25 protein-coding genes, 1 tRNA gene and 1 other annotated feature are annotated in these 26,889 nt (G+C 39.2%); of the genes, 9 read left to right on the top strand and 17 right to left on the bottom strand.

Features of this window, described 5'->3' with window-relative positions:
• Positions 1-171 precede the first annotated feature (171 nt).
• Together BOD01S_RS08715 and BOD01S_RS23825 are read right to left on the bottom strand one after the other, a co-directional pair.
• Positions 172-639 (bottom strand): NUDIX hydrolase, encoded by a 468-nt coding sequence (locus BOD01S_RS08715; RefSeq protein ID WP_036157032.1) that lies wholly within the window; start codon positions 637-639, stop codon positions 172-174.
• A gap of 410 nt (positions 640-1,049) precedes the next feature.
• On the bottom strand, positions 1,050-1,790 hold the full coding sequence (locus BOD01S_RS23825; RefSeq protein ID WP_052124937.1) for a 3D domain-containing protein: 741 nt from the start codon (positions 1,788-1,790) through the stop codon (positions 1,050-1,052).
• A gap of 1,291 nt (positions 1,791-3,081) precedes the next feature.
• Here BOD01S_RS23825 and qoxA point away from each other — a divergent pair.
• The 5 genes from qoxA to BOD01S_RS08680 all read left to right on the top strand — a co-directional run bounded on the left by qoxA (position 3,082) and on the right by BOD01S_RS08680 (position 8,086).
• Complete coding sequence (qoxA, locus tag BOD01S_RS08705; RefSeq protein WP_052124938.1) at positions 3,082-4,044, top strand: cytochrome aa3 quinol oxidase subunit II; 963 nt, start codon at positions 3,082-3,084, stop codon at positions 4,042-4,044.
• Positions 4,045-4,091: 47 nt separating this feature from the next.
• Positions 4,092-6,050: a cytochrome aa3 quinol oxidase subunit I gene (qoxB, locus tag BOD01S_RS08700; protein WP_036157034.1), complete on the top strand. Its 1,959-nt coding sequence runs from the start codon at positions 4,092-4,094 to the stop codon at positions 6,048-6,050.
• Positions 6,050-6,649, top strand: coding sequence for a cytochrome (ubi)quinol oxidase subunit III (locus BOD01S_RS08695; RefSeq protein WP_036157036.1), 600 nt, complete (start codon positions 6,050-6,052; stop codon positions 6,647-6,649). The genes qoxB and BOD01S_RS08695 overlap by 1 nt, the downstream gene beginning before the upstream one ends.
• Before the next feature lies 1 nt (position 6,650).
• A complete protein-coding gene (gene qoxD / locus BOD01S_RS08690; RefSeq protein ID WP_036157038.1) occupies positions 6,651-6,932 on the top strand; it encodes a cytochrome aa3 quinol oxidase subunit IV in 282 nt (93 codons plus the stop codon).
• Between the two features lie 233 nt (positions 6,933-7,165).
• Positions 7,166-8,086 carry a hypothetical protein gene (locus BOD01S_RS08680; protein ID WP_036157042.1) on the top strand — a complete coding sequence of 307 codons (921 nt, stop codon included), beginning with the start codon at positions 7,166-7,168 and terminating at the stop codon, positions 8,084-8,086.
• Positions 8,087-8,182: 96 nt separating this feature from the next.
• Here BOD01S_RS08680 and BOD01S_RS08675 read toward each other — a convergent pair whose 3' ends face one another.
• The 9 genes from BOD01S_RS08675 to BOD01S_RS08630 form a co-directional block, all read right to left on the bottom strand.
• Positions 8,183-9,055: an RsiV family protein gene (locus BOD01S_RS08675; protein ID WP_036157044.1), complete on the bottom strand. Its 873-nt coding sequence runs from the start codon at positions 9,053-9,055 to the stop codon at positions 8,183-8,185.
• Positions 9,055-9,552, bottom strand: a complete 498-nt coding sequence (locus BOD01S_RS08670; protein WP_036157047.1) for an RNA polymerase sigma factor — start codon at positions 9,550-9,552, stop codon at positions 9,055-9,057. Before BOD01S_RS08670 ends, BOD01S_RS08675 begins: the two co-directional genes overlap by 1 nt.
• Before the next feature lie 641 nt (positions 9,553-10,193).
• Positions 10,194-11,036: a hypothetical protein gene (locus tag BOD01S_RS08660; protein WP_036157052.1), complete on the bottom strand. Its 843-nt coding sequence runs from the start codon at positions 11,034-11,036 to the stop codon at positions 10,194-10,196.
• 144 nt (positions 11,037-11,180) lie between these two features.
• Positions 11,181-13,586 carry a YheC/YheD family protein gene (locus tag BOD01S_RS08655; protein WP_052124939.1) on the bottom strand — a complete coding sequence of 802 codons (2,406 nt, stop codon included), beginning with the start codon at positions 13,584-13,586 and terminating at the stop codon, positions 11,181-11,183.
• A gap of 71 nt (positions 13,587-13,657) precedes the next feature.
• The gene (gene cuyB / locus BOD01S_RS08650; protein ID WP_036157053.1) at positions 13,658-14,365 is read right to left on the bottom strand and encodes a cysteate racemase; all 708 of its coding nucleotides are present in this window, start codon (positions 14,363-14,365) and stop codon (positions 13,658-13,660) included.
• Positions 14,358-14,666 (bottom strand): hypothetical protein, encoded by a 309-nt coding sequence (locus BOD01S_RS08645; protein WP_052124940.1) that lies wholly within the window; start codon positions 14,664-14,666, stop codon positions 14,358-14,360. The genes cuyB and BOD01S_RS08645 overlap by 8 nt, the downstream gene beginning before the upstream one ends.
• An 18-nt stretch (positions 14,667-14,684) precedes the next feature.
• Positions 14,685-14,909, bottom strand: a complete 225-nt coding sequence (locus tag BOD01S_RS08640; RefSeq protein WP_036157055.1) for a hypothetical protein — start codon at positions 14,907-14,909, stop codon at positions 14,685-14,687.
• A gap of 50 nt (positions 14,910-14,959) precedes the next feature.
• On the bottom strand, positions 14,960-15,139 hold the full coding sequence (locus tag BOD01S_RS08635) for a hypothetical protein (protein ID WP_036157057.1): 180 nt from the start codon (positions 15,137-15,139) through the stop codon (positions 14,960-14,962).
• Between the two features lie 769 nt (positions 15,140-15,908).
• Positions 15,909-15,981: transfer RNA gene (locus BOD01S_RS08630), tRNA-Val, on the bottom strand.
• 339 nt (positions 15,982-16,320) lie between these two features.
• Here BOD01S_RS08630 and BOD01S_RS08625 point away from each other — a divergent pair.
• Positions 16,321-16,845, top strand: a complete 525-nt coding sequence (locus BOD01S_RS08625) for a YceI family protein (RefSeq protein WP_036157058.1) — start codon at positions 16,321-16,323, stop codon at positions 16,843-16,845.
• 72 nt (positions 16,846-16,917) lie between these two features.
• On the opposite strand, the gene BOD01S_RS08620 is transcribed toward BOD01S_RS08625, so the two are convergent.
• Together BOD01S_RS08620 and BOD01S_RS08615 are read right to left on the bottom strand one after the other, a co-directional pair.
• The gene (locus tag BOD01S_RS08620) at positions 16,918-17,694 is read right to left on the bottom strand and encodes a YqhG family protein (RefSeq protein ID WP_036157060.1); all 777 of its coding nucleotides are present in this window, start codon (positions 17,692-17,694) and stop codon (positions 16,918-16,920) included.
• Positions 17,695-17,708: 14 nt separating this feature from the next.
• The gene (locus tag BOD01S_RS08615; protein WP_036157063.1) at positions 17,709-19,241 is read right to left on the bottom strand and encodes a DEAD/DEAH box helicase; all 1,533 of its coding nucleotides are present in this window, start codon (positions 19,239-19,241) and stop codon (positions 17,709-17,711) included.
• Positions 19,242-19,698: 457 nt separating this feature from the next.
• Positions 19,699-19,950: a binding site (T-box leader), on the top strand.
• An 80-nt stretch (positions 19,951-20,030) separates the two neighbouring features.
• On the opposite strand from BOD01S_RS08615, the gene BOD01S_RS08610 reads away from it, so the two are divergent.
• The 3 genes from BOD01S_RS08610 (at position 20,031) to BOD01S_RS08600 (ending at position 23,194) form a co-directional block, all read left to right on the top strand.
• Complete coding sequence (locus BOD01S_RS08610) at positions 20,031-21,395, top strand: amino acid permease (protein WP_036157065.1); 1,365 nt, start codon at positions 20,031-20,033, stop codon at positions 21,393-21,395.
• Positions 21,396-21,706: 311 nt separating this feature from the next.
• Positions 21,707-22,324 carry an NUDIX hydrolase gene (locus BOD01S_RS08605; RefSeq protein ID WP_036157067.1) on the top strand — a complete coding sequence of 206 codons (618 nt, stop codon included), beginning with the start codon at positions 21,707-21,709 and terminating at the stop codon, positions 22,322-22,324.
• A gap of 243 nt (positions 22,325-22,567) precedes the next feature.
• Positions 22,568-23,194, top strand: a complete 627-nt coding sequence (locus BOD01S_RS08600; protein WP_036157069.1) for an HAD family hydrolase — start codon at positions 22,568-22,570, stop codon at positions 23,192-23,194.
• Between the two features lie 459 nt (positions 23,195-23,653).
• Here the strand turns inward: BOD01S_RS08600 and BOD01S_RS08595 are convergent, their stop codons facing one another.
• Genes BOD01S_RS08595 through BOD01S_RS08580 form a run of 4 tightly spaced genes read right to left on the bottom strand, consistent with a single transcriptional unit; the run spans position 23,654 to position 26,867 of the window.
• On the bottom strand, positions 23,654-24,337 hold the full coding sequence (locus tag BOD01S_RS08595; RefSeq protein ID WP_036157071.1) for a cyclase family protein: 684 nt from the start codon (positions 24,335-24,337) through the stop codon (positions 23,654-23,656).
• Positions 24,334-25,401 (bottom strand): zinc-dependent alcohol dehydrogenase, encoded by a 1,068-nt coding sequence (locus BOD01S_RS08590; protein ID WP_036157073.1) that lies wholly within the window; start codon positions 25,399-25,401, stop codon positions 24,334-24,336. The genes BOD01S_RS08595 and BOD01S_RS08590 overlap by 4 nt, the downstream gene beginning before the upstream one ends.
• Before the next feature lie 6 nt (positions 25,402-25,407).
• Positions 25,408-26,277, bottom strand: a complete 870-nt coding sequence (locus BOD01S_RS08585; RefSeq protein ID WP_052124942.1) for a 3-hydroxyacyl-CoA dehydrogenase NAD-binding domain-containing protein — start codon at positions 26,275-26,277, stop codon at positions 25,408-25,410.
• On the bottom strand, positions 26,277-26,867 hold the full coding sequence (locus BOD01S_RS08580) for a carboxymuconolactone decarboxylase family protein (protein WP_036157078.1): 591 nt from the start codon (positions 26,865-26,867) through the stop codon (positions 26,277-26,279). The genes BOD01S_RS08585 and BOD01S_RS08580 overlap by 1 nt, the downstream gene beginning before the upstream one ends.
• Positions 26,868-26,889: the final 22 nt, after the last annotated feature.

Here is a 26,889-nt window from a genome sequence, read left to right as displayed (position 1 = left end):
AGTAATTGAGTACTTAAAATAGAATTTAATGTACATATAACAGAATATTAGTGCTTTAAATTTCATTTATCGGACAATTGAATGGAAAAATTGTACTATTAACTGAAAGGACATTATAAATATTCTCTCTTCAAAAAAAGAAGAGCAGATATAACTTTCGGTATCTTCTGTTTATTCTTTTTTCCTTGCTTCCCTAGACGCCTCGATGAACATTCGATGACTACCTACCATTGGTTCCGGAAGCTCTGTATCTTTAAAATACTTCCCTTCTAAAGATTCGGCAGGATCCAGTTGCAGGACGCCTTCTACCTCATCTGTGAGAAAAACAGCCGTAACACAGTAAAACTCATCTCCATTGGAGGCCTTCATGTAATACTTTTCGCCTGAATATACGTTCATTAACTGCAAATTCCGTACATGTAGACCGACTTCTTCATATACTTCGCGGGCAGCTACTTGTTCAAAGCTCTCTCCCAGATTCATCAAACCTCCAGGAAGCCCCCATTTTCCCTCTGGACGTTTTTGCAGAAGTACTTCATCTGCCTTGTTCCGGATAATAACGACTGCGCCTGGTAAAATAAGTGGCTGTGTACCTACATATTCTCTTAAATATTTATAGTACTCTGTTTGTTTTGACATGCTATGATCATCCTTTTCTATAATCAGGAACTGATTTGTATCCAAAAGTAGATTACATTCTATTCTATACTGTTCTCTCTAAAAAGGTGACTGTTTCCAATCATTTCTTTCCTTATTATAAGAATACTCACCGTAATCTTCCCTATCCCGCTCACCCGAGTCTCCATGCTTTATTCTTTACAGTTTCCTTTGTTCTTTCATATTACGATGCAGCGATTTCTCTCGTTCATCTATCTCTTTCCTCTTAAGACAGCAGAAAGCACAAAAAATCCACTTGAGAAAATTCAAGTGGATCATGCCAGTCATTTTCGGCTTAGAGCAAAATATATGCATTTTATTAAGCAACTGCTCTGTGAGAAAGCGTAGCCGTCTCACTAAACGTCGAAGATAACCGGCATTCGGAAACCCAATCAGTTCAACACTCTAAGCTTGACTGTTTTAACGCCCCAGGCAATGGCATTTTCATGCGAAGGAATGAAAACGTCAATTTTATGTCCTTTGATAGCACCGCCTGTATCACCCGCAATTGCTTCTCCATAGCCTTCCACCCACACTTTTGTTCCCAGTGGAATAATCCGTGGATCGACAGCAATTACTTTACGGTTAGGATTAGCTCGCAGGTCAATCCCATATGCTGTTGTTCCTGAACAGCCTTCACAATATGCCGTGTAGGCGGTTGCTGTCACAGTCAACTCTTTTACCGCTTCTTTTTCTGTTGGTGATGGTGGTGCTGCGGTTTCATTAGCTTGTCCCAATGACTTAGAAGCTGGAAGCACAGGGGCTGATGCGATAAACGTGTCCTGCAAGCCTGCTCCGTCTATCTCCTCACCGCTCACCTTTAGTTCATCCCCCGGATAGATTAAATAGTCCTTTAAATCATTCCATCCTATAAGAGATTCAAGGGAAATGTCATGAGCTAGGGCAATGCGGTAAAGATTGTCGCCTTCCTCAACTGTATACATTTTGGACTCCTCTTCCAAATCAAGCTGCCATGCTATCGGAATAGTCGCATCTAAAGCATCCGTAAAATATGAAAGGTCGATATCCGGTTCCTTTTCATTCTCAATAGATGGGAAATACGCCTGCGCGGGAGCTCCCATGGTAGTGAAACATACAATAAAAGCAAAGATGAAATATGATATTCTTTTCATCATAATGCCCTCCTTTTGAAGAAATTTGTTGCTTCACGTCCAAATTTGTCCAAAATATATAAAAAATAAACATTTTATTTTCAAAAAAAGAGAGTGTGCTAATCTTTATCATTCATTTTAATAATAAGAAGACAGAATTTTAGAAGGAAACAGGGCACGAAAACAATAGATTTCTTCTATTGCCTTTATATCCACGTTCTCTTTTACCCTACAAAAAAACCATTCCCTTACTCACTATTAAAAGTAATCGGAAACGGTTTTGTTTTTATTTTTTTACACACTTCTCCCTTATATTTCGGCTGCTCTTATCCTTATTATTTTAAATGTATATACCTAATTCCCACGTCAAATAACAGGACCATTGTTCGTCAATATGTTTATTATTGGCTCTGAGCGGGAAGAACATGGTTGTCACCTTCTCTACTATTCCATCTTCTATCCCGCTTTACTATTTTATCTTTCTTAAAGGAATCACTGCCTTTATCCACTCTTTATACTTTTTTGGAAAAACATTGTTAATGCACCATTTTACAAGCAATTGCCGAATTATCGAACTATTACGTTATTTACTCAGCGTCATAAAAATGCCACAATTTGCGCCTGGTATTTCCGCTCGAAAAACCGTTAAAAAACCTTAAAAATCAACATTCTTCTCTTTAATGTCTAAGTCTATATTACAGACTTTACACACCCATCATTTTTTTCTCCTCAGTTTGAATAACATTTTTTTGACTTCAATTTTGGTTTTCACTACAATTTACTTGGAGCCAGAGATAAGCAAAATGTTACGGCTAAAATTATGCTTAATATATTAAATTACAACTTTCGAAATAAGAAAAAAAGAATGTTGGTTGACTAGAAAGCATGATTTTATAGTAACGATTTACCTCCGCTCACAACTATCATATATACCTATTTTTATTCCCGGTTTTAATTTTATTTATTAGTTTTCCTGCCCGTTATAGAGCGATGGACTCTCATGCAGAAATCCAAAGGAAAAAGCAGTAGACACGGAGCAGAAAACTTCTTCCTATTTATAAGCCGCTGTCAGCTATAGCAAAAGATCGGCTTATAAACTGTTGCGGAGATTTTAAGTTTTTGGCGTGTTTTTTGAATCGTCCATGCTACTTCTTGTACGTTTTGCCGGATTATGAGGTTCATACAACGAAAACTAGGGAACAGGGGGAATAGTTATCGGCAATTTTTGTTTTAATATTCCTTTTGGAAATCTTTAAATAGGTAAATGTGGTATTAAATAGCTGTATCTAATTGAATTGAAAGGAGTCCAACTATGAAAGTGAATTTTAAAGGGACTTTACTAGCATCTATAGTCTTCGGCACGCTGCTTCTTGGCGGGTGTGATTCATTACTTGTGCTTGACCCAAAAGGCCCTCAGGCAGAGGTACAGGCAAATGACACAATGATGTTAATCTTTATGATGAGCGGAATTGTCTTAGCTGTATTTGCCATGTTGATATTTATGTTAGTTAAATATCGTGCTTCAAAGCAAAGCCCTGATTATGAACCGCCGCATATCCACGGTCACTGGCTGGTGGAAACAATTTGTATCGGGATTCCGATCATCATCGTTATTTTCCTAGGTGTAAGATCAATAGGAAGTAACTATTTAGTAGAAAGCGCTCCAGATGCTTATAAGGAAGAGGAGCCATTAGTCATTTACGCATCTTCTTCGGACTGGAAATGGCATTTTAGTTACCCAGAGCAAGGGATTGAAACAGTCAACTATCTATACATTCCAGCAAACCGCAACATTGAGTTCAAGCTTTACTCTTACGGACCAATTACAAGTTTCTGGATTCCTCAGCTTGGTGGACAAAAATATGCCATGGCAGACATGGTAACAACACTTCACTTAGCAGCTGATGAGGTAGGCGAATACTGGGGACGTAACGCAAACTTTGCCGGTGCTGGTACAGCAGAACAAACATTTGATGTAACAGCTCTTACACAAGATGAATTTGATGAGTGGGTTGACGAAGTAAAAGATACTGCTGAACCACTTACAGAACAGAAATTTGAAGAGCTACTTGAGCCTGGTCACCTTGGCCGTTCTACTTATACAGGTACACACCTGGAGTTCTCGCCGGCGCCAGAGCATAATCATGGCAGCTCAGATTCAGATACGATGGACCACGAAAACATGGATATGGAAAACATGAACCATGAAAACATGGACCAAAACGAGCACGGAGATCATCAAGACACTGAACACGAAGATCATTCTTCTCATTAATGATGTAAACAGAAAGACTTTATTAGTCTGAAAGGAGTTACAACAGTATGGAATTTTTTGAGCGCTTTATGATACCACATCCAAGTTTCCTAATTTACGTTTCGATGGTATTGATTGTGCTTGTATCGGTTGCATTGGTTGCCGTGATCACATACTTCAAGCTATGGGGCTATTTATGGCGTGAATGGATCACAACGGTTGACCATAAAAAAATCGGTATTATGTACTTGCTGATGGCCCTATTGATGTTATTCCGCGGTGGTGTTGATGCGATTATGTTACGTTATCAACTATCAATGCCGGAAAATACATTTTTAGATGCACAGCACTATAATGAAGTTTTCACAACACACGGGGTAGTCATGATCCTATTCATGGCGATGCCTTTCATTACATTCTTCTTTAACTATTTAGTACCGTTACAAATCGGGGCGCGTGACGTTGCGTTCCCACGCTTAAACAACTTAAGCTTCTGGCTATTCTTTATGGGTGCGATGCTATTCAACCTTTCATTCGTTGTCGGGGGATCTCCTGATGCAGGTTGGACTTCATACTTCCCATTAGCAGACAATGAGTTCAGTACATCAGTTGGTACGAACTACTACATGATTGCCATCCAAATCGCGGGGATCGGTACGTTAATGACAGGTATTAACTTCATTACGACAATCATGAAAATGCGTGCACCAGGCATGACATTATTCAAAATGCCAATGTTTACTTGGTCCGCTTTAATCGCGAACTTAATCATTGTATTCGCCTTCCCTGTTCTTACTGTAGCGCTGGCAATGGGTACGATGGACCGTCTGTTTGATACGAAGTTCTTCGCGATCGGCAACGGCGGTATGGATATGCTATGGGCCAACCTATTCTGGGTTTGGGGTCACCCTGAAGTATATATCTTAATTTTACCGGCATTCGGTATATTCTCTGAAGTTATTTCGACATTTGCACGCCGTAACCTATATGGCTATAAGTCAATGGTATGGTCAATGATCGTCATCTCTGTCTTTGCGTTCACAGTATGGACGCACCACTTCTTTACAATGGGACAAGGTGCTTTCACAAACTCAATCTTCTCCATTACAACAATGGCGATTGCCGTTCCGACTGGGGTTAAGATTTTCAACTGGCTGTTTACGCTTTATAAAGGGAAAATTGAATTTACAACGCCAATGTTGTATGCAGTTCACTTTATCCCATTATTCACACTTGGTGGTGTAACAGGGGTTATGCTTGCGATGTCTGCAGCAGACTACCAATACCACAACACAATGTTCTTAGTTGCCCACTTCCATAACGTAATCATCCCTGGGGTTGTTTACGCGATGTTAGCCGGCTTCACATTCTACTGGCCAAAAATGTTTGGCTTCATGTTAAATGAAAAAATCGGTAAAGCAACTGTTTGGGTAATGTCGACTGGTTTCTTACTTGCCTTCATGCCAATGTATATCACTGGTTTAGATGGACAAGCTCGTCGTATGTACACTTATTCAGAATCAACTGGCTTCAGCACATTGAACATGGTGTCATTCGTTGGTGCCGGCATCATGGCTGTATCCTTCATCATGTTGGTTTGGAACATTTGGTACAGCTTCAAAAACTCACCACGCAACATCGGCTCAGATCCATGGGATGCACGTGGTTTAGAATGGGCAACACATACGCCAATTCCAGCGTATAACTTTGCCATTACTCCGGATGTAACAGACAGCACTTCTGAAGCATTCTGGGATATGAAGAAAAAAGGTACACAAATCTTTAAGGGCGAGATTAAAAAGATTCATATGCCAAACTACTCTGGTGTTCCATTCATTATGAGTTGCGGCTTCTTCCTATTAGGATTCTCGCTGATCTTCAGCATGTGGATTCCGGCAATCGTCGGCTTGATCGTCATCCTTGCTGGTATGGCACATCGTTCATTCGAGAAAGATCATGGTTACTACATTCCTGAAGAGGATGTAAAAGCAACAGAAAAACAATATGAAAAGCGAGGTGCGAAATAATGGCTAAAGTAGATCACTCAGTACCACTAGAGTATAGTACAGAGGAAAACGACCTAAAGATCTTTGGTTTCTGGGTATTCCTTGGTGCGGAGATTATGCTGTTTGGGACATTATTCGCCGCGTACTTTACATTAGTAGATCGTACTGGCAGCGGTCCGACTGGTGCAGAAATGTTTGAAATCACACCGGTCCTTGCTGAAACGTTCATCCTATTGACAAGTAGTTTTACAATTGGCCTTGCTGTCCATGCAATGCGCCTTGGCAGTAAAAAAGCGACACTATCATTCATGGGTGTCACACTGGCATTAGGTTTAGCCTTCCTTGGCTATGAGATTTTTGAATTCGTACACTATGTGCATATCGGCGCTGGTATTACAGTAAGTGCCTTTACATCAAGTTTATTAACTACATTGGGCACACACGGTCTGCACGTAACAGTCGGTTTCTTCTGGGGATTATTCATTATGATCCAGATTGCCAAACGCGGCATAAATTCTGCTACAGCGAATAAGGCTTTCATCTTCTCGCTATACTGGCACTTCCTAGACGTTGTATGGATTTTCATCTTCAGTTTCATTTACTTGAAAGGAATGATGTAATATGGCGAAATACTTTCCTTTAGGTCAAGTAATGGGATTCGTCTTCTCACTTATATTAACAGGCTTGGCATTGCTTGTTCACTTCACGGATATGTCCATGAAGACAGGAATGATTGTCCTGTTAGTTACAGCTTTCCTGCAAGCTGGCCTGCAGTTTGCCATCTTCATGCATGCCGGTGAGACAAAAGACAAGTGGTCCATTTACTCTAACATCGTTTATGGATTTGCGATGGTAATCATCACAATTCTAGGGACACTTCTTATCCTTCTTTGGGATATGTAAACAATCTATAAATCATGCGACTTTTATGGCTTGGGAACGTAATTTGCATGTTTGTGACATTACGGTTAGAAAATAAAATACGCATACTATTATCCGCAGGGTTATCGCCCTGCGGATTTTTTATTTTTATCAGCACCGCCAGAAGTCTCCTCTTTTTTATGTCTGCATGTTTAACCATTTCTCCCCTTTGGGCATGTTGTAGAAAAGGGGAATTTTCTAAAGGAGCTGAATGTATGGATCATCTCTTTCACCCGCTCTTTACGCTTCATCCCAGTGCAGAGTCACAGCTTGATGCTTATTTAACATCAAGACAAAGAGAACTCGCTTTGATTGCAAACCATATGCCCGTTGCGAAGGGCGCAGCATGTGACCTGGATTATTCATCCCAGCTTAAAAACCATATTCAAATCGTCATTTCATCGATAAAATTAATCCACAAACAATTGGATGAGCTGATTATATATATTAATGAGGAAACACTTTTTCCTCAAAAGTCCTTTTCTTTTTCCGGGCTGACCTATTACTCCCATATTGACTCGAAAGCATACTTTTTATATTCTCCGATAGCATATGATTCATTTTTAAAAAAGGAGTTATTTTGGGTTATCGAGCTTGATGCTGCAGAAAAGGAAAAGAAAATCCATCAATCCTCCATTGGATTTTCTGATAAAAACATCCTCAGCCTTTTACAGTATCCAATAGATTTAAAATTTGACCTCGAAAAATTCGAAGGGTTGGAAACGATTGAAGCATCCGAGAAGCATGTCCAGTACTGCCGCCAGCGTTTACTAGACTATTTTGAAGTAGAAGATGTTTTAGCATTATATGAAATTGAGCAGTCCAATCTATTAAAATATATTGGTGATCCACTCGTGCTGCTCAGGTCTATCCAGAAAAAACATAATGATAACCGCATCAAACTCAGTCTGCAACCCAGCCTCCCCTGGCCGGTAAATAAAGCGACTATCGAGCTGATTCATGTAGAGAGAAGGGTCATCAAAAAAGATCAGTTACGGAACTTTTGGGAAGAGGAGCAATTCACCGATTATACAAAGCAACTCGCTCAAACAAAAGGAAAGCTTATGAAGGCAGCAGGCGTTTCCCAAGAGCAGTTGGATAGATTTATAGAGCTATTGCCTGCTGATTTTTTATAAGGTTCTAAAAAAGAGTATTACTAACAGTAATGTATATATGAAAGGAGGAGCAGGACACTTACTAGCGTCCTGCTCCTCCTTTTATCAGCTCTAGCCTTACTTTATATATTCATCACTCATCCGAAGATCCTTAATAAGATCTGTCGGGATTTCAAACTCAACAACGCCCATATAGCCAGGGGCTACTTCGTATTTATCAAAGACCATGACAAGCTTATGATCAGCTGTAATATAGAAATTTTGATCCGGGCGGATGGCCGTAAAGGCATCGGTTAATTCTTCTTCAGGCATGCCTCCGCCTTTTACCCAGTAGATTTTTTCCTGATTTGTCGTCAGCATTTCTTCCTGCATTTTTTTAATAAGATAATCGCTGATTACCTGAATATACTGGTCATCCTTAAACAGGCTCGGCAATGTCAGAACGATTTCTTTTTGCTTGTCGATTGTATCGTAGTGCATGACAGTTGAAGAAGAGCCTACTGTTTCCACCACATAGCGTCCAATCGATAACAGCTGCTCTGTATCTGTAGCAACAATATAGCCGCTGTCTACTCCTAAATGTCCACCAGCAGCCTGCTCCATTCCTTTCATATCCTGCTGGAACTGTTCATAGAGTGCTTTTCCTTCTGCTGCATATTTTTCATTCAGGGCACGGATCTCGTCCGAATTACCGGTAATTTTCGGTACATCAATTGCAGCGGAATACGTGTCCTTGTCTGTTTCATATTGTACAAATGTTAATACTTCTACAACGTTTCCTAACACCGGCACATCTCCTAGTGCCTTTGCCATAGCCGGGCTCATATTTACACTTGCTGTAAATATCGCGGCTGCCGCTGCCGCACCTATCAGCCATTTTGGTGCGCGTTTTTTACGCCCCTTTTTCAAACTTGCTTCTACTACAGCATCCAGTTTTTCCGGAATTGGGATATTCCTGTATTGCTTCTCCAGCTCTTTTAACTTATCCATTATGACAGCTCCTCTTTCGTCAGTTCTATTTTCAACAGCTTCAATGCTTTATAAATTCTTGACTTCACTGTATTGACATTGGCATCTACGATCTGTGCCACATCTTCGATTTTCAGATCCTCAAAGTAACGCAGAATGATTACTTCCCGGTAAGCGGGTGGCAATGTATCAAGTGCACTGTCTAAATCCATATTTTCATATGTATCATTCTGGGGCGGCGATAAAAACATGAGCTGCTCATCATCCGTTACTTGTATGCGCTTATGTTTCCGTAAAAAGTCAATCGCTGTCCTTACGACAATTTTATAAAACCAGCTTTTCAGCTGCTGTTCGTTTTGCAATGTATGAAGGGACTGCAGTGCCTTTTGAATACTGTCCTGGACAATATCAAGGGCATCCTGTTCATTTTTTGTATAGCTATAAGCGAGCAAATAAAATCGCTCTTTGTTTGCGCGGATGAATGCCACAAATAATTGTTCAACATGTTGATGCTTCATCTCCTGAGGGCTCCTTTTTCAGCATTTGTTTGTATATACATATGATAGACGAATAACTGGATCGAAAAAGTTGAAAATGAACGATATTTTTTTCCTTCGCCGGATTGCTCCTCAAAAAGCCGCTATAGGTAATATAAAAGATTATTCTATCAAAACGCTCTGTACTATCCTGCAAATATGAAATCGGCTTTCCCTTTGAGATGCTTCTCTGTATACAATAGTACCGTTATAGCCTATGTCTCAAAAGTATAGAAACCCTTTATCCATTTAACCCAGAAGCACCGGAAATATCCCTTTGTAAACCGGCTACAATATACACTGTTAAGAAAGGATTAAGCGCTGATATTGGGTCTTACATTATCATGGCCTCCAAGCTCCCTTACTATTGCCCGGGCAATACATTCAACACTGTCGTGCAGCAGAAAATCCACGTGTCTGGGGACTTCAGACATGGCTTTAGGGATTGCGATTACTGTGCTTGGTAACTCTATTTGGGCGGTAAATATTTTTATTGTCCATGTCAATAGCTTCAATTATTCACCTCGTAGTTTCTCCTCTACCTAAAAAAATGACCTTAATTGCTTAAGGTCAGTCAAACTTTCTATAAAGTTACACAGGGCTTCTGATTTCTCTGTCCGCCTTTAATTTTTCATGTAAATTTGATTGAATTGTTCATATGCCTTTTCTATCTTTTCCTCCAAGAAATTGGTGCGCTCATAGAGAATAGAGCGCAAGTGATTTACTTGGCGTGTTAATTTGTCCATTACTCCCTCTTGGCCTTCTACCTGCCCCACCAGTTCTTTTTGTGTTTCTTCAATCGTAGATACTTGATCAGCCATTGTTTGCTGTAGCTTATGATGTTCATCCATTTTACTCATTACTTCTTGATGTGAACCGCCAAGCTGGTTTAGCTGATTCATTACTTCATTGGTTACGATCGTAAACTGATCAAGCTGCTGGGAGATTTCCTCCTGCAGATCTTGATACCGGTCCAGACGACTAATCATCTCCTCATTGACCGATGCGTGCTGATCCAGACGATCTGTCATTTGATGATTGATGCCTGTTATGTCCCCTATCTTCTGTTCAAGCTCCGCATATACTTCCCCTACATGCTCCATTTGCTCCAGCAGCCTTTTAATCTCCTGCTGCTCCACTGTCACCGTCGCTTGGAGCTCCTCATTTTGATGCTCCAGCTTTTCCAGCCAGCCTATAATATGCTGCTCCACTTTTTCATGCTGACCATTCAGCTCTCCCAGCTGCTTGTCAATGACCCGCCATTTGTTCATATGCCTGACCGTTACATTTGTCTGGTTCTGCTTCAGCATCCGGATCGTGCGGTGAAGCAGTTCATTTGATGCCTGCTGCTCCTTTACAAACTCCGCCAAATAATCACTTTTATACTCCGCTTGGTTATTGTCAACCAGCTGCCCATTATTTATAAACACACGCGGGTGTTTGTCGTCATTCTTATATAAACCCATTTACATCCTCCCTCCAAATTCCCCTGTTCTATATCATATGTTTGGAAAAAGGCAGCGTGTACTGTCCAAAAAAACAGGGGAAGCAAAAAAGGATACAGGCTGGTTTCTCTTTTATTCATCACAATGCTTTAATTGCTATTTTCCTTAGAAATCCGCAAGGGCTTTTGCATATTCAAAAGGAGTCGGGAGGATAAACGGAAGGATTCTGCGTTCTCCTTCATCCCTAAATGCCTTTATTTCAGCAGCATAATTAATTTGCACTTCTAATATCCAAAACTTTTTATTCTTATCCATTACTAAGTCCAAACAAGCGTCCCCTAATTTGTACCCTTTTGCCTCCATGACTTTCAATGTCAAGATGCATACATTCGTTATCTCTTCCACTTTTCTTTTTGCTTCTTCCTTACTTAATCCGTAAAACTCCCGTAAAGCCTGTTCTCCCGGGATAATTTTCTCCCTATTCTGCGAGTTTGCAATGATACTGTCTTTTTTCCCAACCTTTGTTTCAAGGCCGGAGTACCGCCATTTTTTTGAGTAATCTTTTTGAAGATAAATTCTAAAATCAAGCTTATTTTGGTCTTTATTAAATGTAAGGATTTCCTCTTGAATGATATACTCCTTCTTCGGTATCAATTGTTTTCGGAGAATTTCAGATAGCCCCTTCTTATCCTTTACATCAACTGTCTTGCCTTCTATATCTGTCCATTTATAGCCATCATCCATTTTCTTCAGGTGAAAGATGCCGTTCCCCCCTGCCATGGAGACAGGCTTTAAATAGACAGAGTCACTATATTCCAATGCTTTTAACACTCCGGTTACATTTTCGAGTTTTTTTGTTTTAGGTAAGTAATTTTTTATTACAGGTTGTTTGTACATTAATTTCCAAAAGTCAAATTTATCGGTGTTCCCATAAGGATAATTAAAAATTTTATCTCCTATTTCTTTCTTAAGATAATCATATCTGGATTTCCGCAAAGGAATTCGGTTAAAAATAACATTAGGGAATGGAAAGACACCGTCTACAAATGAGTTTTTTTCAGGATCATAGTAACAACCGGAAATCGTTTTATTCCATTTGTCGATTGTTTTAGGGAAAAAGAGATAGATTAGTCCTTTTATATTTTCATAGTCGGCAAAGCGCTGCAGCTGCTGACTAGGGTCATTCATATACCGGGTGTATACAATCATCCCGATAACCGGCCCTAGATGTAAGTGGTTATTTATAAAATAATATTCGTAAGGTAAGGAAGGAATGGAGATAAGCTTTGTTAAATTTTGAGGGATAATTATTTCTCCTGCTTCTAATTCATTATCAATCACTATTTTTAAGTTTTTCTGTAATTGTCCAAAGTGAAGCGTAATCTCTTCTGCTTCAGGGTCGATCCTTTCAAGAGTTTGGCTATTAAGATAAACGTATTTTTGTTGAATATCAGGGTTTATTGTAATGGAGTAAAAGAATCTGTCTTTTATATAGGAAACCGTTTTATTCATATTCATCGCACTGGATCCTTTTACAAGGATAACACTATTTGCTTCAATGCTTCTCTTCAGTTCCCTATGGAGGTCATCTCTACTATTAAAGTGTTTTACCTTTTCTGGAGGATAGCCTGCTTTTAATAAGCCTTTATTAATCAGCTTCGCCGCCCGTCCGTACGTAAAAACGGCATCCGCTTTTTTGTCAGCTAAATATGCCCCCACCTCTATATGACCTTCATCTGAATAATCACCCAGTTCAAGCATACTTCCTAATACAACAATCCGTTTTTTCCCTCTTCCGAGCTTCTCCTGTACATCGAATGCTGCTTTTACAGATTGCGGATTAGCATTTACTGTATCATCAATCAAAATGGACTGATTCTGTAATTCAATAATATTCAATCGCTTAATCGGCATTTGGAAGTTTTCAAGTCCGGCTCTGATTTCACTTGCCGTAAAACCTAGCTTATGAGAAAGAGCCACGGCAAACAATGTATTGTAAATCATATGCTCTCCAAATGTGTGAATAAAAAATTGTTCTTCCTTGTTATCTAATTTAACTTTAAATTTCATTCCCCGTTGAACATATTGAATATCGCTGGCTTGGTAATCAGAATGTTTGTTTATCCCGATTGTAATAATTTCCCCTTTAAAGGTACTAGTATCTAATAGTTTTGAGTTATCGTCATCCTCGTTAAGTAACAATAGTCCATCCTGTTTCATATATTTAATTAACGCAGACTTATTTTCAGCAGTAGAGCGAATACTATTTCCAAGATTACCATAATGGGCAGTTCCAATATTCGTAATGATTGAAATGTTAGGCTGTAAATAACTGCAGTGAATTTTGCCTGCCCCTGGTTTTCCCATTCCAAGCTCCAAAACAATGGCATCAATCGTAGAGTCATAGCTTTCTGCAATTTGCTGTGTGTTAGTCGGCAGATTTTTATTCCCTGTATTTTTTAACACTTTCCATTTCTGCTCTAAAATAGAGGACAGAATTTCACGGGTTGTGGTTTTACCCGAGCTGCCAGTAATACCTATCGCCGGTATGTCCGGTTTTACTTGTGTCATCGGTGTTACCTCCTGCTAAATAATTGTTGAAAATACAAAAGAGACAGATCGATTGGTTATTTCATTATTCATCATTTTTCTTCCATCGCCTTTTCTATCGCCAGTTTGGCTAAAAGAAGAGTAGGGTCAATCATTTCCATCTCTGTTTGAAAAAGAGGATACATCAGGGGTATTTCAGTACAGCATCCTACTAATAAGGCAACACCATCATCCTTATACTGGTTTATCATTTGATTTACCTTTTCAATAGTGAAATCGCGGGGATTTATATCCCCGCTTTTAACTACTTTTATCGCTTTATCTACTATTTTCTGTTCTTCTGAATTGGGGACGATAATTGAAAAGGAACTATCTTTAAATTCGCTCTCATACAATTTTGATTGGATAGTCGTTTCGGTGGCCAAAAGCAGGAGTTTTTTGTTTTCCTTGTTTCCATAAAAATGCTCGATTGATCTCACTGTATTTTTAATCATGCTGTAAAAAGGGATTGATACGTGTTTTTGTACCTCTTCATACCAAATATGAGCAGTATGACAGGGCATAATGATAAAATCAGCACCTGCTTTTTGTAAAAGTGCAGCTGACTTTATTAATTCCGGCAGGGGGCTTTGGGATGGACAGGCAGGGTGAATTCTTGGAGGAATCTTTGGATTATTATAAATAATAATTCTAGGATGATCCTGATCTACTGCAGCAGGCGTATTCTCTAAAATTTTCCCAAATAAATCCAACGTTGCAAAAGGCCCCATTCCTCCAAGAATACCAATCGTCTTATTCATCTGTGCCTCCTTTAGGAGTTACACTGTTGTCTACGGTTACATCTGTTAAACCATCAGTATAAGACTCTAACCTTTTCAGTGCCTTTTCCAGCTCCTGCTCTGTTAGTTGGTGAGTGGCAAAAAGAGAATAAAGCATCGCAAAGGCAATTGGCTTTACATCTACGTCAATCTTAATATCTATATTCACATCCGAATTTCCGCTATTAGAGACTTTTGATTGAACCAAATGTTCCCTTCCTGCATTCGCTTTTTCGCTGCTGTTCTCACCGGGGGAATCGGAAGGGATTTTTTCATTTTTCATCGTTCATACGCCCTTCTTTTAAAATTGAATTCTTTGATCTTGATCCTGTGCAGCATCTGCTTTAACACTTGATTCTGCTCGCGACTTAGCCAATGAATGGAAGCTAATGTGGTTTTTAGAATTTCCGCTATTCTCTATGACAGCAGAATTGCCAACGTTCCCGCAGCACTCTTTTTCCGGTTTTGTGGAAGGTTTACAATGATGTCTCTCTATATATTTTTTCTTATCAAAGCCAGTCTTCATTTTCGATATCCTCCTTAATAGTAAAATTAGTGAATTGGCAGTGTATTACTTTAACCTTCAACTTCAAAATCTATATCCTGCTCTTGTTCTTGGTCGGCTTCCGCTTTTACGGAAGTCTCAACATCAGACTTAGATTTAGCGAAAATGTCTAAGAAATTTTCGGAATTCCCGCTATTTTTTATAGAAAGCGTATTATTCATTCTCTGCTTTTCCTTATCTAGATTTTCCATTGTTTCACCCCTAAATATTATTTCAAACATCCATTAATCACTCATTTGTAATCATGGTAATATTCTTTATTAATCTATTCCGTCAGCAGACAGTTCGCCACGGTTAATCACCTAAGAAATAAGGGAAATTATATAAGCAATTATATGTAGGGCTGTGAGAACATTTTTACGGAGTCTCATTCCTGTTATGAGGATTTTCGGAAACATACAAAAAAAGCCCTCTTATAGCTGCTGGCGTATCAATCGACATTGATCCATACATCTCCTGGGAGGACTTCATTTAAAATAGCAGCCACTATACAACCAAGTGTGGCATTTGGGTTATTCCATACGCTGCAGCCTATGTTGAGAGCAGCGCCCAAAAAGTAACATTTCGGGTATTTCCAACCCGCCATCTTCTATCAGGGGAATCTAGCAGTCTTTCTAACAAATTATAGTATGTCAGCCTTTTCGGTAAACTCTACGGCATGCGAATCTTTTAAAGCGGCTGGATAATACCCTTCAAAAAGAATGGCTAACAAATCGCAACTACCTGGTAATATATGTTGGACAGCTACTAAAGCAGCGATGGAGCTGCTGTATGTGTGTGAATGTTAGACAATATAAATCCTCTCTCAACCTAGGTCATTCACCAAGAAGATCGTTTTCATTAATTTAAAAAAACTGCTGGAAACTGACCTATATCGTGCTTAAAAAGACACTGCTGCAAAGCGCATACAAAAAAGCCGCAAATCCTTACCTATGAAGGATTTGCGGCTTTTTTTAATGATGGTCTCGACAGGGTTCGAACCTGCGACCCCCACCTTGTCGAGGTGGTGCTCTCCCAGCTGAGCTACAAGACCGTATATAATGAAGTGACTTACATAGCAATCATATCACATCTTTTCGGGAATGGGTATCCCTTAAAATGTATTTTTCCTATCGTTTTAAAATCCCCCACTATTATTCCATTTGAAATAGCAGTCCCATCTGTATGTTTAATAATAATATACGCGGGGAAATCGTATAATTACTACACTTAATTATCACCTCCCCTGCTTTTTTGAGGTTTTCCCTTCATTCAAATGTGCGATGAGAAAAATTTGAAAATTCCCTCTTGACGTATTAGGAAAGAGCATGTATATTAAAATTAAATTATCTCGAATTCGAGAATCTTTATTTCAAAATAGGGGGAATAAATTATGACAAACTGGTCAGTAGATTCATCACATTCAAGCGTTGGCTTCTCTGTTAAGCATATGATGGTATCAAAAGTAAAAGGGGCGTTCGAAGACTACTCTGCAACAGTAACAACAGAAGATTTAGCAGATTTATCAAATGCAGCTATTACATTTGAAATTCAAACGGCTTCCATCAATACGCAATCTGAAGATCGCGACAATCATTTACGTTCTGCGGATTTCTTTAATGTAGAACAATATCCAACAATTACATTCCAATCAACAAACATCGAAAAAGATGGAGAAGATTACAAAGTTACAGGCGACCTAACGATTAAAGATGTCACGAAACCAGTAACATTTGATGTATCATACAATGGTAGAGGGACAAATCCATGGGGTGTTGAAGTATATGGATTTGAAGCTGAAACAAAAATCAACCGTGAAGATTTCGGCTTGACATGGAACGCAGCTTTAGAAACTGGCGGCGTATTAGTAGGTAAAGACATTAAAATTACTGTTGATCTAGAGGTCAACCCGGCTTAATATACAAAGAAGCATGCGTTCTTTTGGAACGCATGCTTCTTTTGAAATATAATCATCCCTCACCACTATAGGCTAGCTTAAATAAAACAATCCCCCGTTCACCATATCCACCTTAATGCGGGGTGTATATTGTTCCTCCAGTGCCTTTTTTTCAAGCTCATAGCTTTCAGGTTTTGTTACCGAATCAATATAAAAGTATTCGAGTACCTCCAAGTCACGTAGCCACCTTGCCTCTGCTGCCTTTGCCCAGGAATGGTCATCATCTATAATCATCTCTTCCACCAGCACATCAAGACGGTCAAGTGCCCTTGCCGGCTTAATAATATAAGGAACCGCAAAAGTATCCGCCGGTATACTTGATTGGAGATTTCTTGTTTTTAGCCTCTCTTGAAAGTTCTCTACTACTTGTCCCGTCAATAAATTAATTCCGAGCGAGTAAAGCATTTCCTTTGTATGATGACAGTAATAGGAAACTTTATAGTTAACACCGAGCCATGGAGTCAATGTCATACTGTTTCCCTTGCCTGTGTACTCATACAGCTTGACGAAGGCTCCTAATTCCTTTGTCGCTTCAAACAACCGATTGAGCCTCGGGGAACCAAAGTGGATCATTTCGCCGTTAATATCTTCTTGCAGCTTTGTCCGGTCTGTAACTAATGTCAGCTGCAGCGGTGCTGGCTCTATTCCCGCACTCTCGACATACTGCCAGTAAAACGGTCTGTTCATAATTTTTTTATCCATCTCTTCTGTCAGCTGCACGACCATATAATAAGGATGCTCTGTTAAAATCGGACAATTTGTTTCCTGAAAGAATGTTTGCAAATAATCATGGACCTGTTGCGGATACATAGGCTCCCTCCTTTCTAGATTGATTCTTTATAGCTCGTGAGAATATCATCCAGCTCACCGACCACCTTTTCGAACACATCGATTTTTTCATAGAGCAGACCTAAAATATGCTGCTCGATTGTATCTTCTATAGCGAGATTGTAAATATGCACATCATGCTCCTGACCTAGACGATGCACACGACCGATCCGCTGTTCCAGCTTCATCGGATTCCACGGTAGATCGTAGTTAATGACATGGTGGCAAAACTGAAGGTTAATCCCTTCCGCTCCGGACTCCGTCGCTATGAGTACTTGTGCTTTCTCCTGAAATAACTGCTTCATCCAGTCCCGCTTGCTTTTACTGAACTTCCCGTTAAAGGGTACACTCGTTATTCCCTTTGTTCCTAAATACCACTGTAAATAGGTCTGGCTGGCCCGGTATTCAGTAAAAATAATTACCTTATCATCTGCCTGTGAGATAATCTCATATACCTTTTCTGCTTTGGAGTTCACCTCAAGGTTCATCAGCTTTTCCATTACCGCCTCTGCATACGCGATTTCTTCCTCGCTCGTACATTTTGACAGCATATGACTCAGCGTCATACAGGCAGCTTCCTTACTGCTGCAGATTTCCTTCTGCAGCGTGATCATTGAAAAAGCGCCGGAAAAAACGGAGGAGATATCCTTTAATCCTGTGAGCAGATCATATGCTTCCTGTTCTTCTTTCGTAAATTGGATCTGTATATTCTGGACCTTCCGGTTCGTCCATTCGACACCAGTATCCTGTCTTCTATTACGGACCATCACCTGGTTTACGAGCTCTTTTAAATATTCCTCATGTTCCACTGTCCGCTTGCTTGCAGAGAAGGAAGTTTGAAAAGCCTCGAAGTTTCCTAAATGGCCGGGCTTCAATAACGAAATTAAGTAAAACAGCTCAAATACATCATTCTGGATAGGTGTTGCTGTCAGTAATAAACAAAACTTTTTCTTTAAGCTCTGTACAAATTCATACACTTTCGTTTTATGGTTTTTCAGCTTATGAGCTTCGTCAATAATAATCATGTCATAGTCCTGCTCATAAATAAGCTCCCGGTGCGGGCTTTTCTTCGCCGTATCCATACTCATGACGATGATTTCAGACTGATCGATACCGTATTTTTTTCGATAGGCAATCGCCGGAATGAAAAATTTATTATTGAGCTCTTCTACCCATTGGTTGATCAAGGAAGCCGGCGCTAATATAAGGGCTTTTTTCACCAGGCCGCGGATCATATATTCTTTTAGCACAAGTCCTGCTTCAATTGTTTTCCCAAGACCCACCTCATCAGCTAGTATTGCCTTGCCATTCATCCGCTCAATGACCGTTTCGGCAGCCTCCAGCTGATGGGCAAGCGGTGTGAAATGCGGTAAATATTTCGGTGCCTGCAGACCGGTAAAATCAGTTATTAAGTTATGTTCCGCCATATCATAGCTCATATTATAAAGAGTCCAGTTATCCCAAGGTCCGTTCTCTTCCAAACGTTTTAAAAATCCTGCCTTCCAATCCGATGACCTTTCGATATACATAAACACACCTCACGGCTACTATTTTTACATAGGTTGCCCGAAAACGAGAGGTGTATGAGAATAGATATTGTTTTATAGGATGTATTATTTGGCAATGTTTTTCTGAACGGGCTGCTTTCAAATAGAATTCACTCATATTGTGGCTTTAAAATAAAGTTCGATAATTTATAATAAAGTTTGATTGTTTATAATAAAGTTTGATCAAATTCCTGTGTAGATAGGCAAGATATTTTCTTATTCTACAAACGGGCCAGATTGTTGAATAACATGTTTAAAAGAACTCAAATGACATTTTTCGGAGTATTCTCTTTCACTTTACTCTTTAAGCGGTGAGTTGTATTTGGATAGTATAATGCCCGATGTAATGTAGGCGGTTTATGAAAAAATTCTAAAAATGATATTGACAAAAAAACTTTCTTCTGTAAAATAAAAAATAATTCAAAAATATTTGTATAGAATAAAGGCTATGAAAAGAAATAGTATCAATTATTTTTACGAACAGAAAGTTACCGGTTGATGAGAGGTGCATGTAAAATGATTGTGAATTCATCTTGGAGCTGTGTACCGAAAAGATCATTCTGAGTAGGCTGCGCCGGTAAGCACCCGTAATCATGTGCGAGAGTATCGTCAAATGACCGTACTTCTTAAGGTAAGTAATGTGAATTGCTTATAAATTAAAGGTGGTAACACGAGTTGAATCGTCCTTTTGGTTAATCCAAAAGGGCGTTTTTTTTATTCCTTTTTTGAGCAAAATATTTGGAAATTTAGAAGTATAAGGAGTAAAAAGTTATGAAAGAAAATCAGCAAGATTCGCAGCTTAAACGAGGTTTAAGTAACAGACATATGCAATTAATTGCACTTGGTGGATCCATTGGCGTCGGTTTGTTCTATGGATCTAGCTCAACCATCCAAATGGCTGGCCCATCTATTTTATTAGCCTATTTAGTTGGCGGACTAGTTATTTTTACAATTATGAGAGCGTTAGGAGAAATGGCTGTAGCCGAACCGGTATCAGGCTCTTTTAGTACTTATGCCAACAAATATTTAGGAAACTTTGCGGGATTCTTATCCGGCTGGACCTATTGGTTTATGTGGATTGTTGTTGGGATGGCCGAATTAACAGTCGTTGGTGTCTATATTAATTATTGGTTCCCAGATATTCCTCAATGGGTAACAGCCTTTGTTGTACTTGTATTAATTACAATTGTGAATTTAGCGAATGTAAAAGCTTACGGAGAATTTGAGTTCTGGTTTGCAATGATAAAAGTTGTCTCAATTATCGGCATGATTGTTCTTGGGTTGGTCATTATTCTCTTCGGTATGGGCAATCACGGCGAAGCGATTGGTTTTGAAAATTTATGGTCTCACGGTGGCTTCATGCCAAATGGATTTAACGGAATCTTAATGTCCCTTGTATTAGTGATGTTCTCGTTCGGTGGTGTTGAATTAGTCGGTATTTCAGCAGGAGAAGCAAAAGATCCCAGCAAGTCTATACCTTCTGCCATCAATAACATTGTTTGGCGTATTCTAATTTTCTATATTGGTGCGTTAGGCGTCATGATGACCCTGTATCCTTGGAACGAAGTCGGTTCAAACGGTAGTCCCTTTGTTCAAATTTTCGATCATGTCGGAATCCCTGGTGCAGCTCATATTATTAACTTTGTTGTTATCACAGCTGCAATGTCTGCATTTAATAGTGGTTTATACGGAACAGGAAGAATGTTGTACAACTTGTCATTACAGAAGAATGGCCCTAAATATTTCAAAACTCTTAGCAAAAACGGAACCCCAAGAAGAAGTATTTTATTCTCATCAATGATTTTATTTATTGCGGTTATTTTAAACTATATCGTGCCAGAAAAAGTGTTCATCTATATTTCTGCTGTTGCGACTGTTGCAGTCATTACAAGCTGGATGATTATTTTATTAGCACAATTGAAATTTAGAAAGTCAAAAACGAAAGAGGAAGTAGCCGAGCTGAAATTCAAAATTCCGCTTTATCCACTTTCTACGTACATTGCCATTACATTCTTATTACTGGTGATTGTGTTAATGATGTTTATTCCAGACATGCGTGTTGCCCTGTATGTTGCACCGATTTGGTTTTTAATCTTGTATGTTGGATACAAAGTAATAAATGTTAAAAGTAGATAAATCGTTTCGTTGAATGAACACCTCTTTAAAGAATAGCGGATTTATTAACGCTATAAATCTGCATTTTTTAATCGGTCCAACTTCAACAATCGGGCGCTTTTCTTGAATAAGAAAAGTGCTTTATTCAATTAAGGGGCCATATTGTTGAATAACACTAAATAAGAATACTTTAATTATTTAAGTTAATATTTAATTATATTTGTGAAGGATTCTACTTAAACTAACGAGCAGGTTAGTTTAAGTTGGGAATGTTTAATTTTAAATAAAAACAAGGTAAAATTAGGTAAAAATAAGTAGGCGGTGAATAATGAATGGAACCTAAATGGTTAGAATGGGCAAAACAACTTCAATCCATTGCACAGGCCGGACTAACCTATTCTAAAGATGTTTATGATGTAGAAAGATTTGAGTTGATTAGAAATATTAGTGTTCAAATTTTGGAAAAGCATACAACTATAGACAATACAACTATAAAAGAACTATTTGCAAATGAAACTGGGTATGCAACGCCAAAAGTTGATATTAGAGCTGTTGTATTTAGAAATGATAAAATATTAATGGTGAGAGAAACAAAGGATAGGGAATGGTCGTTACCTGGAGGATGGGGTGATATAGGTTTATCACCAAGTGAAGTTGCAGTCAAGGAAGTAAAAGAAGAGTCAGGATTTGATGTAAAACCGATAAAATTATTAGCCTTATTCGACAAAAAATGCCATCCTCATCCACCTTCTCCATATCACGTCTATAAAATGTTTATCCAATGTGAAATCATTGGGGGTCAACCGAAAGAAAGTATTGAAACAGATGCCGTAGAATTTTTCGCCGGAAATGAATTACCACAATTATCGATGGCAAGAAATACAGAATCACAAATTCAACTTGCATTTAAACATTTGTATAATCAGCAAGAACCTGTATATTTTGATTGATAGTTAAGATTAATGGCTCCCAAGTTATTCAACTAACTGGTGTCTTAGTTTAATAACAATCTTCCACAATCGGGCGCTTTCCTTGAATAAAGAAAAGGCCCTTCTTGCGTTTTAGGGTTATATTGTTGAATAAATTTCATTTAAAAAAATAACTATATGACTTATTTAAAGGAATTAATATCTCTAAATAATGTATAATTTTGTATATTAGGTTTATATAAAACTTGGATTGGTGGGATTTGTTTGTATAAATATATTATTTTTGATGTAGACGGAACAATTTTAGATACGGAAAAAGCTGTTTTAAAATCTTTACAAAAGGTTTTAAAAGAAGAAAATTTATATTATGAGCTGGAAAATTTAAAATTTGCTTTAGGCATCCCAGGTAAAGAAACCTTAAAAAAGATCGGAATTACTGATATAGACCGAGTGCATCCTAAATGGTCAAAAACAGTATTAGACTTTTCAAATGAAGTTATCGTATTTGAAAATTTAAAAGAAATTATTATCCGTTTATTTGAAATGTCAATTACTACTGGTATTGTGACTTCAAAAACTAAACAAGAATTAATTGATGAATTCGACCCATTTGAATTAGGGACATATTTTAAAGCCGTTGTTTGTGCAGATGATACGATTAAACATAAGCCTGATCCTGATCCATTATTATTATGTTTAGAGAAATTAAATGTTTCAAACCAAGAAACGGTGTATATTGGAGATTCCATCTATGATATGCAATGCGCTCATAGTGCGGGTGTTAAGTTTGCATTAGCATTGTGGGGAGCAAAAAAAACAGAGGGTTTCGAAGAAGCAGACTATGTTTTAAGAAAGCCTGAAGATATTTTAAGTTTAATAACTATTGATTAATAATGAAGATGTATTAATGCTAACAGTTAATTTATTGAAACGTTATTCAACAATCGGGCGCGATTGTTGAACAACACCCTGAGAAAATGATCAAACTTTTTTATAAAATTTTCATACTTAACTAAAACGAAAACCTCCATTTTAATCAAACTTTTTTTAAATGGAGGTTTTGCCTTTGTTGTTTAATAAGGATTGAATAGAACTTTTTGATTAAATTTCATTTCAAATCAAAACGTATCATCCCGCAAAATAGATTCTCTTCTTTTCCATTAGACAGTATATGCCGAATGCTAGAAATAACAATTAGCTAACACGCCTATGTTGTAGCAGCTATTTTCCCAAAACGCGGAAAACCGTTGAAGCGCCTTTCTGGAATGGGCTCCAACGGTTTTTTGCACTGATTATAGAAAGCTCTACTTATTGTAAATGTTCATTATCCTGGCTTAACCAGCCATGACATTACTCTTCCAGAAATGCTAAAGCACGGACTGGTGAAGCAGTCGCATTTTTTAATTTCAACGGCACCGCTTGGAAATGAAATTTCTTATTTAGCGGAAGCTGATCCAGATTTGTCAGATTTTCTACTATATAAATAGGTAATTTTAAAATTTTCATGTGTACATCACGGTTCATATTATCGTTAATATCGATGTTGGCTAAATCAAGTCCCACTGCCTTGATCTGCTTGTCTACAAACCATTGGCCTGTTTCTGGAGCAAATGCAGCTTCCTCGAAAAATGTTGCATCTCCCCACTGTCCTTTTCGCGTGCGGATTAACACAATATCCTGCGGCTCTACTACTATATGTTGCTGTTGTTCGGCACGGTTCAGCATGTCAATCGAAACCGGCTCATCCTTTGCTTTAAAATCTGAAACATCCAGTAATACGGCTCTTCCCATACATTGTGATAAGTCCATTTCCGATACAGTCTGCCCTTCACGGATAAAATGGATCGGTGCGTCAATATGAGTTCCGCTATGGTCAGACATTTCTAAAAAGCGGGATTCAAAGCCTTCACAAGGCGGCTGATAGCGATGGCCTGAATTGGCAAATGTCGATTCTTCCCGAATGACAATGGGCGGATGTGATGTATACGAAATCATTCCGTCAAATAGTTCTACCGATAAGTCAATAATTTTCATAGTGATTTTCCCTCCCCCATTTGTATAACAACTTTTCCCGGACTACGATTTAATGCTTTTTCGAAGCCTTTTTCCACTTGCTCAAACGGCACGGTTTCATGAACAATTTTGGAGAACGGATAATTTTTATCTGCTGCTAGTTTTAATAATTCGCAGTAATTGTCATTCGTAATTCCGTAACTGCCCTGAATTTGAATTTCCCCCCGTACGATCTGATCCATCGGCACTGAAAATTCATTTGCGGAAATACCTACTAAAACCAGTTGTCCGCCCCGCTTCAAATAGGGCAGCACTTGAGCCGGCACTGCATGATATCCGGAGCAATCAATGACAGCATCCAGCCCATCGAACCCCTCAACGGCCAGCTCTTCAATACTTGTAATTGCTTGGCGGACACCCATACGTTCTGCAAGTGCTAAACGTTCCTGATCTGCCTCTGTTCCCAGTATCGTCACGTCCTTGTTCCCTGCTCCGATCGCAATCGCTGCTACCCCTAAACCAATCGGGCCAGGGCCTACAATCAACAATCGTTTGGCGCCGTAGTTCCCCACTTTTTTGATCGCTGTATAGCTGACCGTCAAAGCTTCGGAAATTGCTGCTACCCCATCCTCGATTACCGGATCAATCGGGATAACGTTCTGCACATCTACGATCATTGATTCAGCCAGTCCACCTGCCTCGCGGAAACCGTACCGTAATGACTCGATTGGTGTTTTATTGAATTGGAACTGCGAAGCGTCACAGCGATTTTCATTCCCTGCCAGACAAAATTCACATGCCCCGCAAGGCTTATATGGATTTATAACAACCGTTTTTTGAAGAAGCGATTTAGACTGCTCACTGCCTACCTCCTCAACGACCCCTACTACTTCATGCCCGAGCACAAGCGGATAAGTGACCCAATCATAGCCGCTATGCCCATCATACATATGTAAGTCACTGCCACATATACCGACAGCTTTAACGCGAAGCCGCACTTGGTCTGGAAGTAAACGCTCGAATGCACGTTCTTCTATTTGAAAATCCCTTTTGGCGGCTGACTTCTTTACAAATGCTTTATACATATCTTGTTACTCCTCCTCTAGAGCTTTCGCAACTTCGATGATTTTTTGAAGCGCTCTATCCTTTTTAACTAAAAGTTCATCTGTATTTTTCGATTGCCAATTATAAAAACCGGCTTTCGTTTTCATCCCAAGCTTGTTTTCCTGGACCTTCTTTTGCAGGATCGCAAGCGGCTCCCGGCTATTTTCCAAATCTTGATATAAATGCTCAGTAATGGACAAATGTGTATCCAGTCCATTAATATCCCTTTGTTCAAGCGGACCTGTTATAGCTAAACGGATTCCCAATGCCCATTTGGCAATAAAATCGATATCCTCGGCAGTGGCAATCCCTTTTTCCACTAACGACATGGCTTCGCGGGCAAGAGCGCTTTGTAAACGGTTGCCGATAAAGCCCGGAAGCTCGAAATTCAAGCGGACCGGCCGTTTCCCGCAACCCTCCAGCATATAGAAAATCGCCTCTACAACGGCGGGGTCCGTTTCTGCTGTCGGGATTATTTCAACAAGCGGTGAAATATTGGCCGGAGAGAAGAAATGCGTACCGATCAGTTTCTCCATCGAATGCATTTTCGCCCCGACATGGGAGATTAAAAAGCTTGATGTATTTGTACACAAAATCGCCTGCGGAAATTCCCGCTCGAGCTTTTGAAATAATTCCTGTTTCAATTCCAGCTTTTCAGGAATTGCTTCAATGATAACATCAATATCTTTACATTCATTCAAATGACGAATGAAACGAAAATCCGGGTACTCTTTTGCCCGCGATGACCGCAATGCCTCATTCATTTCATAAATAAATACTTCCTGATGGCCTTGTGCGAGCACTTGTGCAATGGCCATACCCATAAAACCGCCGCCGATTACTAAAGTACGTTTCATCATTTTCCTCCTATCACTGCCCGAATGCCAACCGCATACACACAAAGTTCCTTTATTTCTTGTAAGTGCAGAGGCCCTGCCCCTAACTGCTTGGCATTTGCCTCATGGATGGCAATACCTTTTTCATATTGGTCACAAATATTAATGGCATACAGCAGCAGCTCTTTGTGCAATCTTGACACAAGTCCATCCTTTAAACTTGCCGTACGTAAATTGCTGTATTTTAACAGCGTGTCAGGAGCAAAGGAAATTAAATAGTCCACCCATTGCGGGAGTATTTCAAACTCTCTTCGGTAATAGGCGATGCACTCTTCCTCTGTTTGAAATGCCTCCACAGCCGGGAGATGCATCTGTTCTTCACCCTGCAGCATTATACTCTTTTCAATGGCGCCTACCCCTGACAGCCAGGCGGGTATTCCCCTGGAAATAATCGTGCTGGCGATACATTCGGCAATTTCTGCTGTCGTATTTCCTTCTTCTACAGCGATATTTGTCATATGGAGCATTTCCTGTTCTTCTCGGCGGGCTGCAAATAAGGCCACGGCCAGCAAAGCTTTTTCCTTTTTTGTTATGACGCCCTCTGTAAACATAGAATCCCTCTTCTCTTTGTAA

Source organism: Lysinibacillus odysseyi 34hs-1 = NBRC 100172 (genome assembly GCF_001591965.1).
In the GTDB taxonomy this organism is placed as follows: Bacteria; Bacillota; Bacilli; order Bacillales_A; family Planococcaceae; genus Lysinibacillus_B; species Lysinibacillus_B odysseyi.
This window is presented reverse-complemented; position numbering and strand designations above follow the sequence as displayed.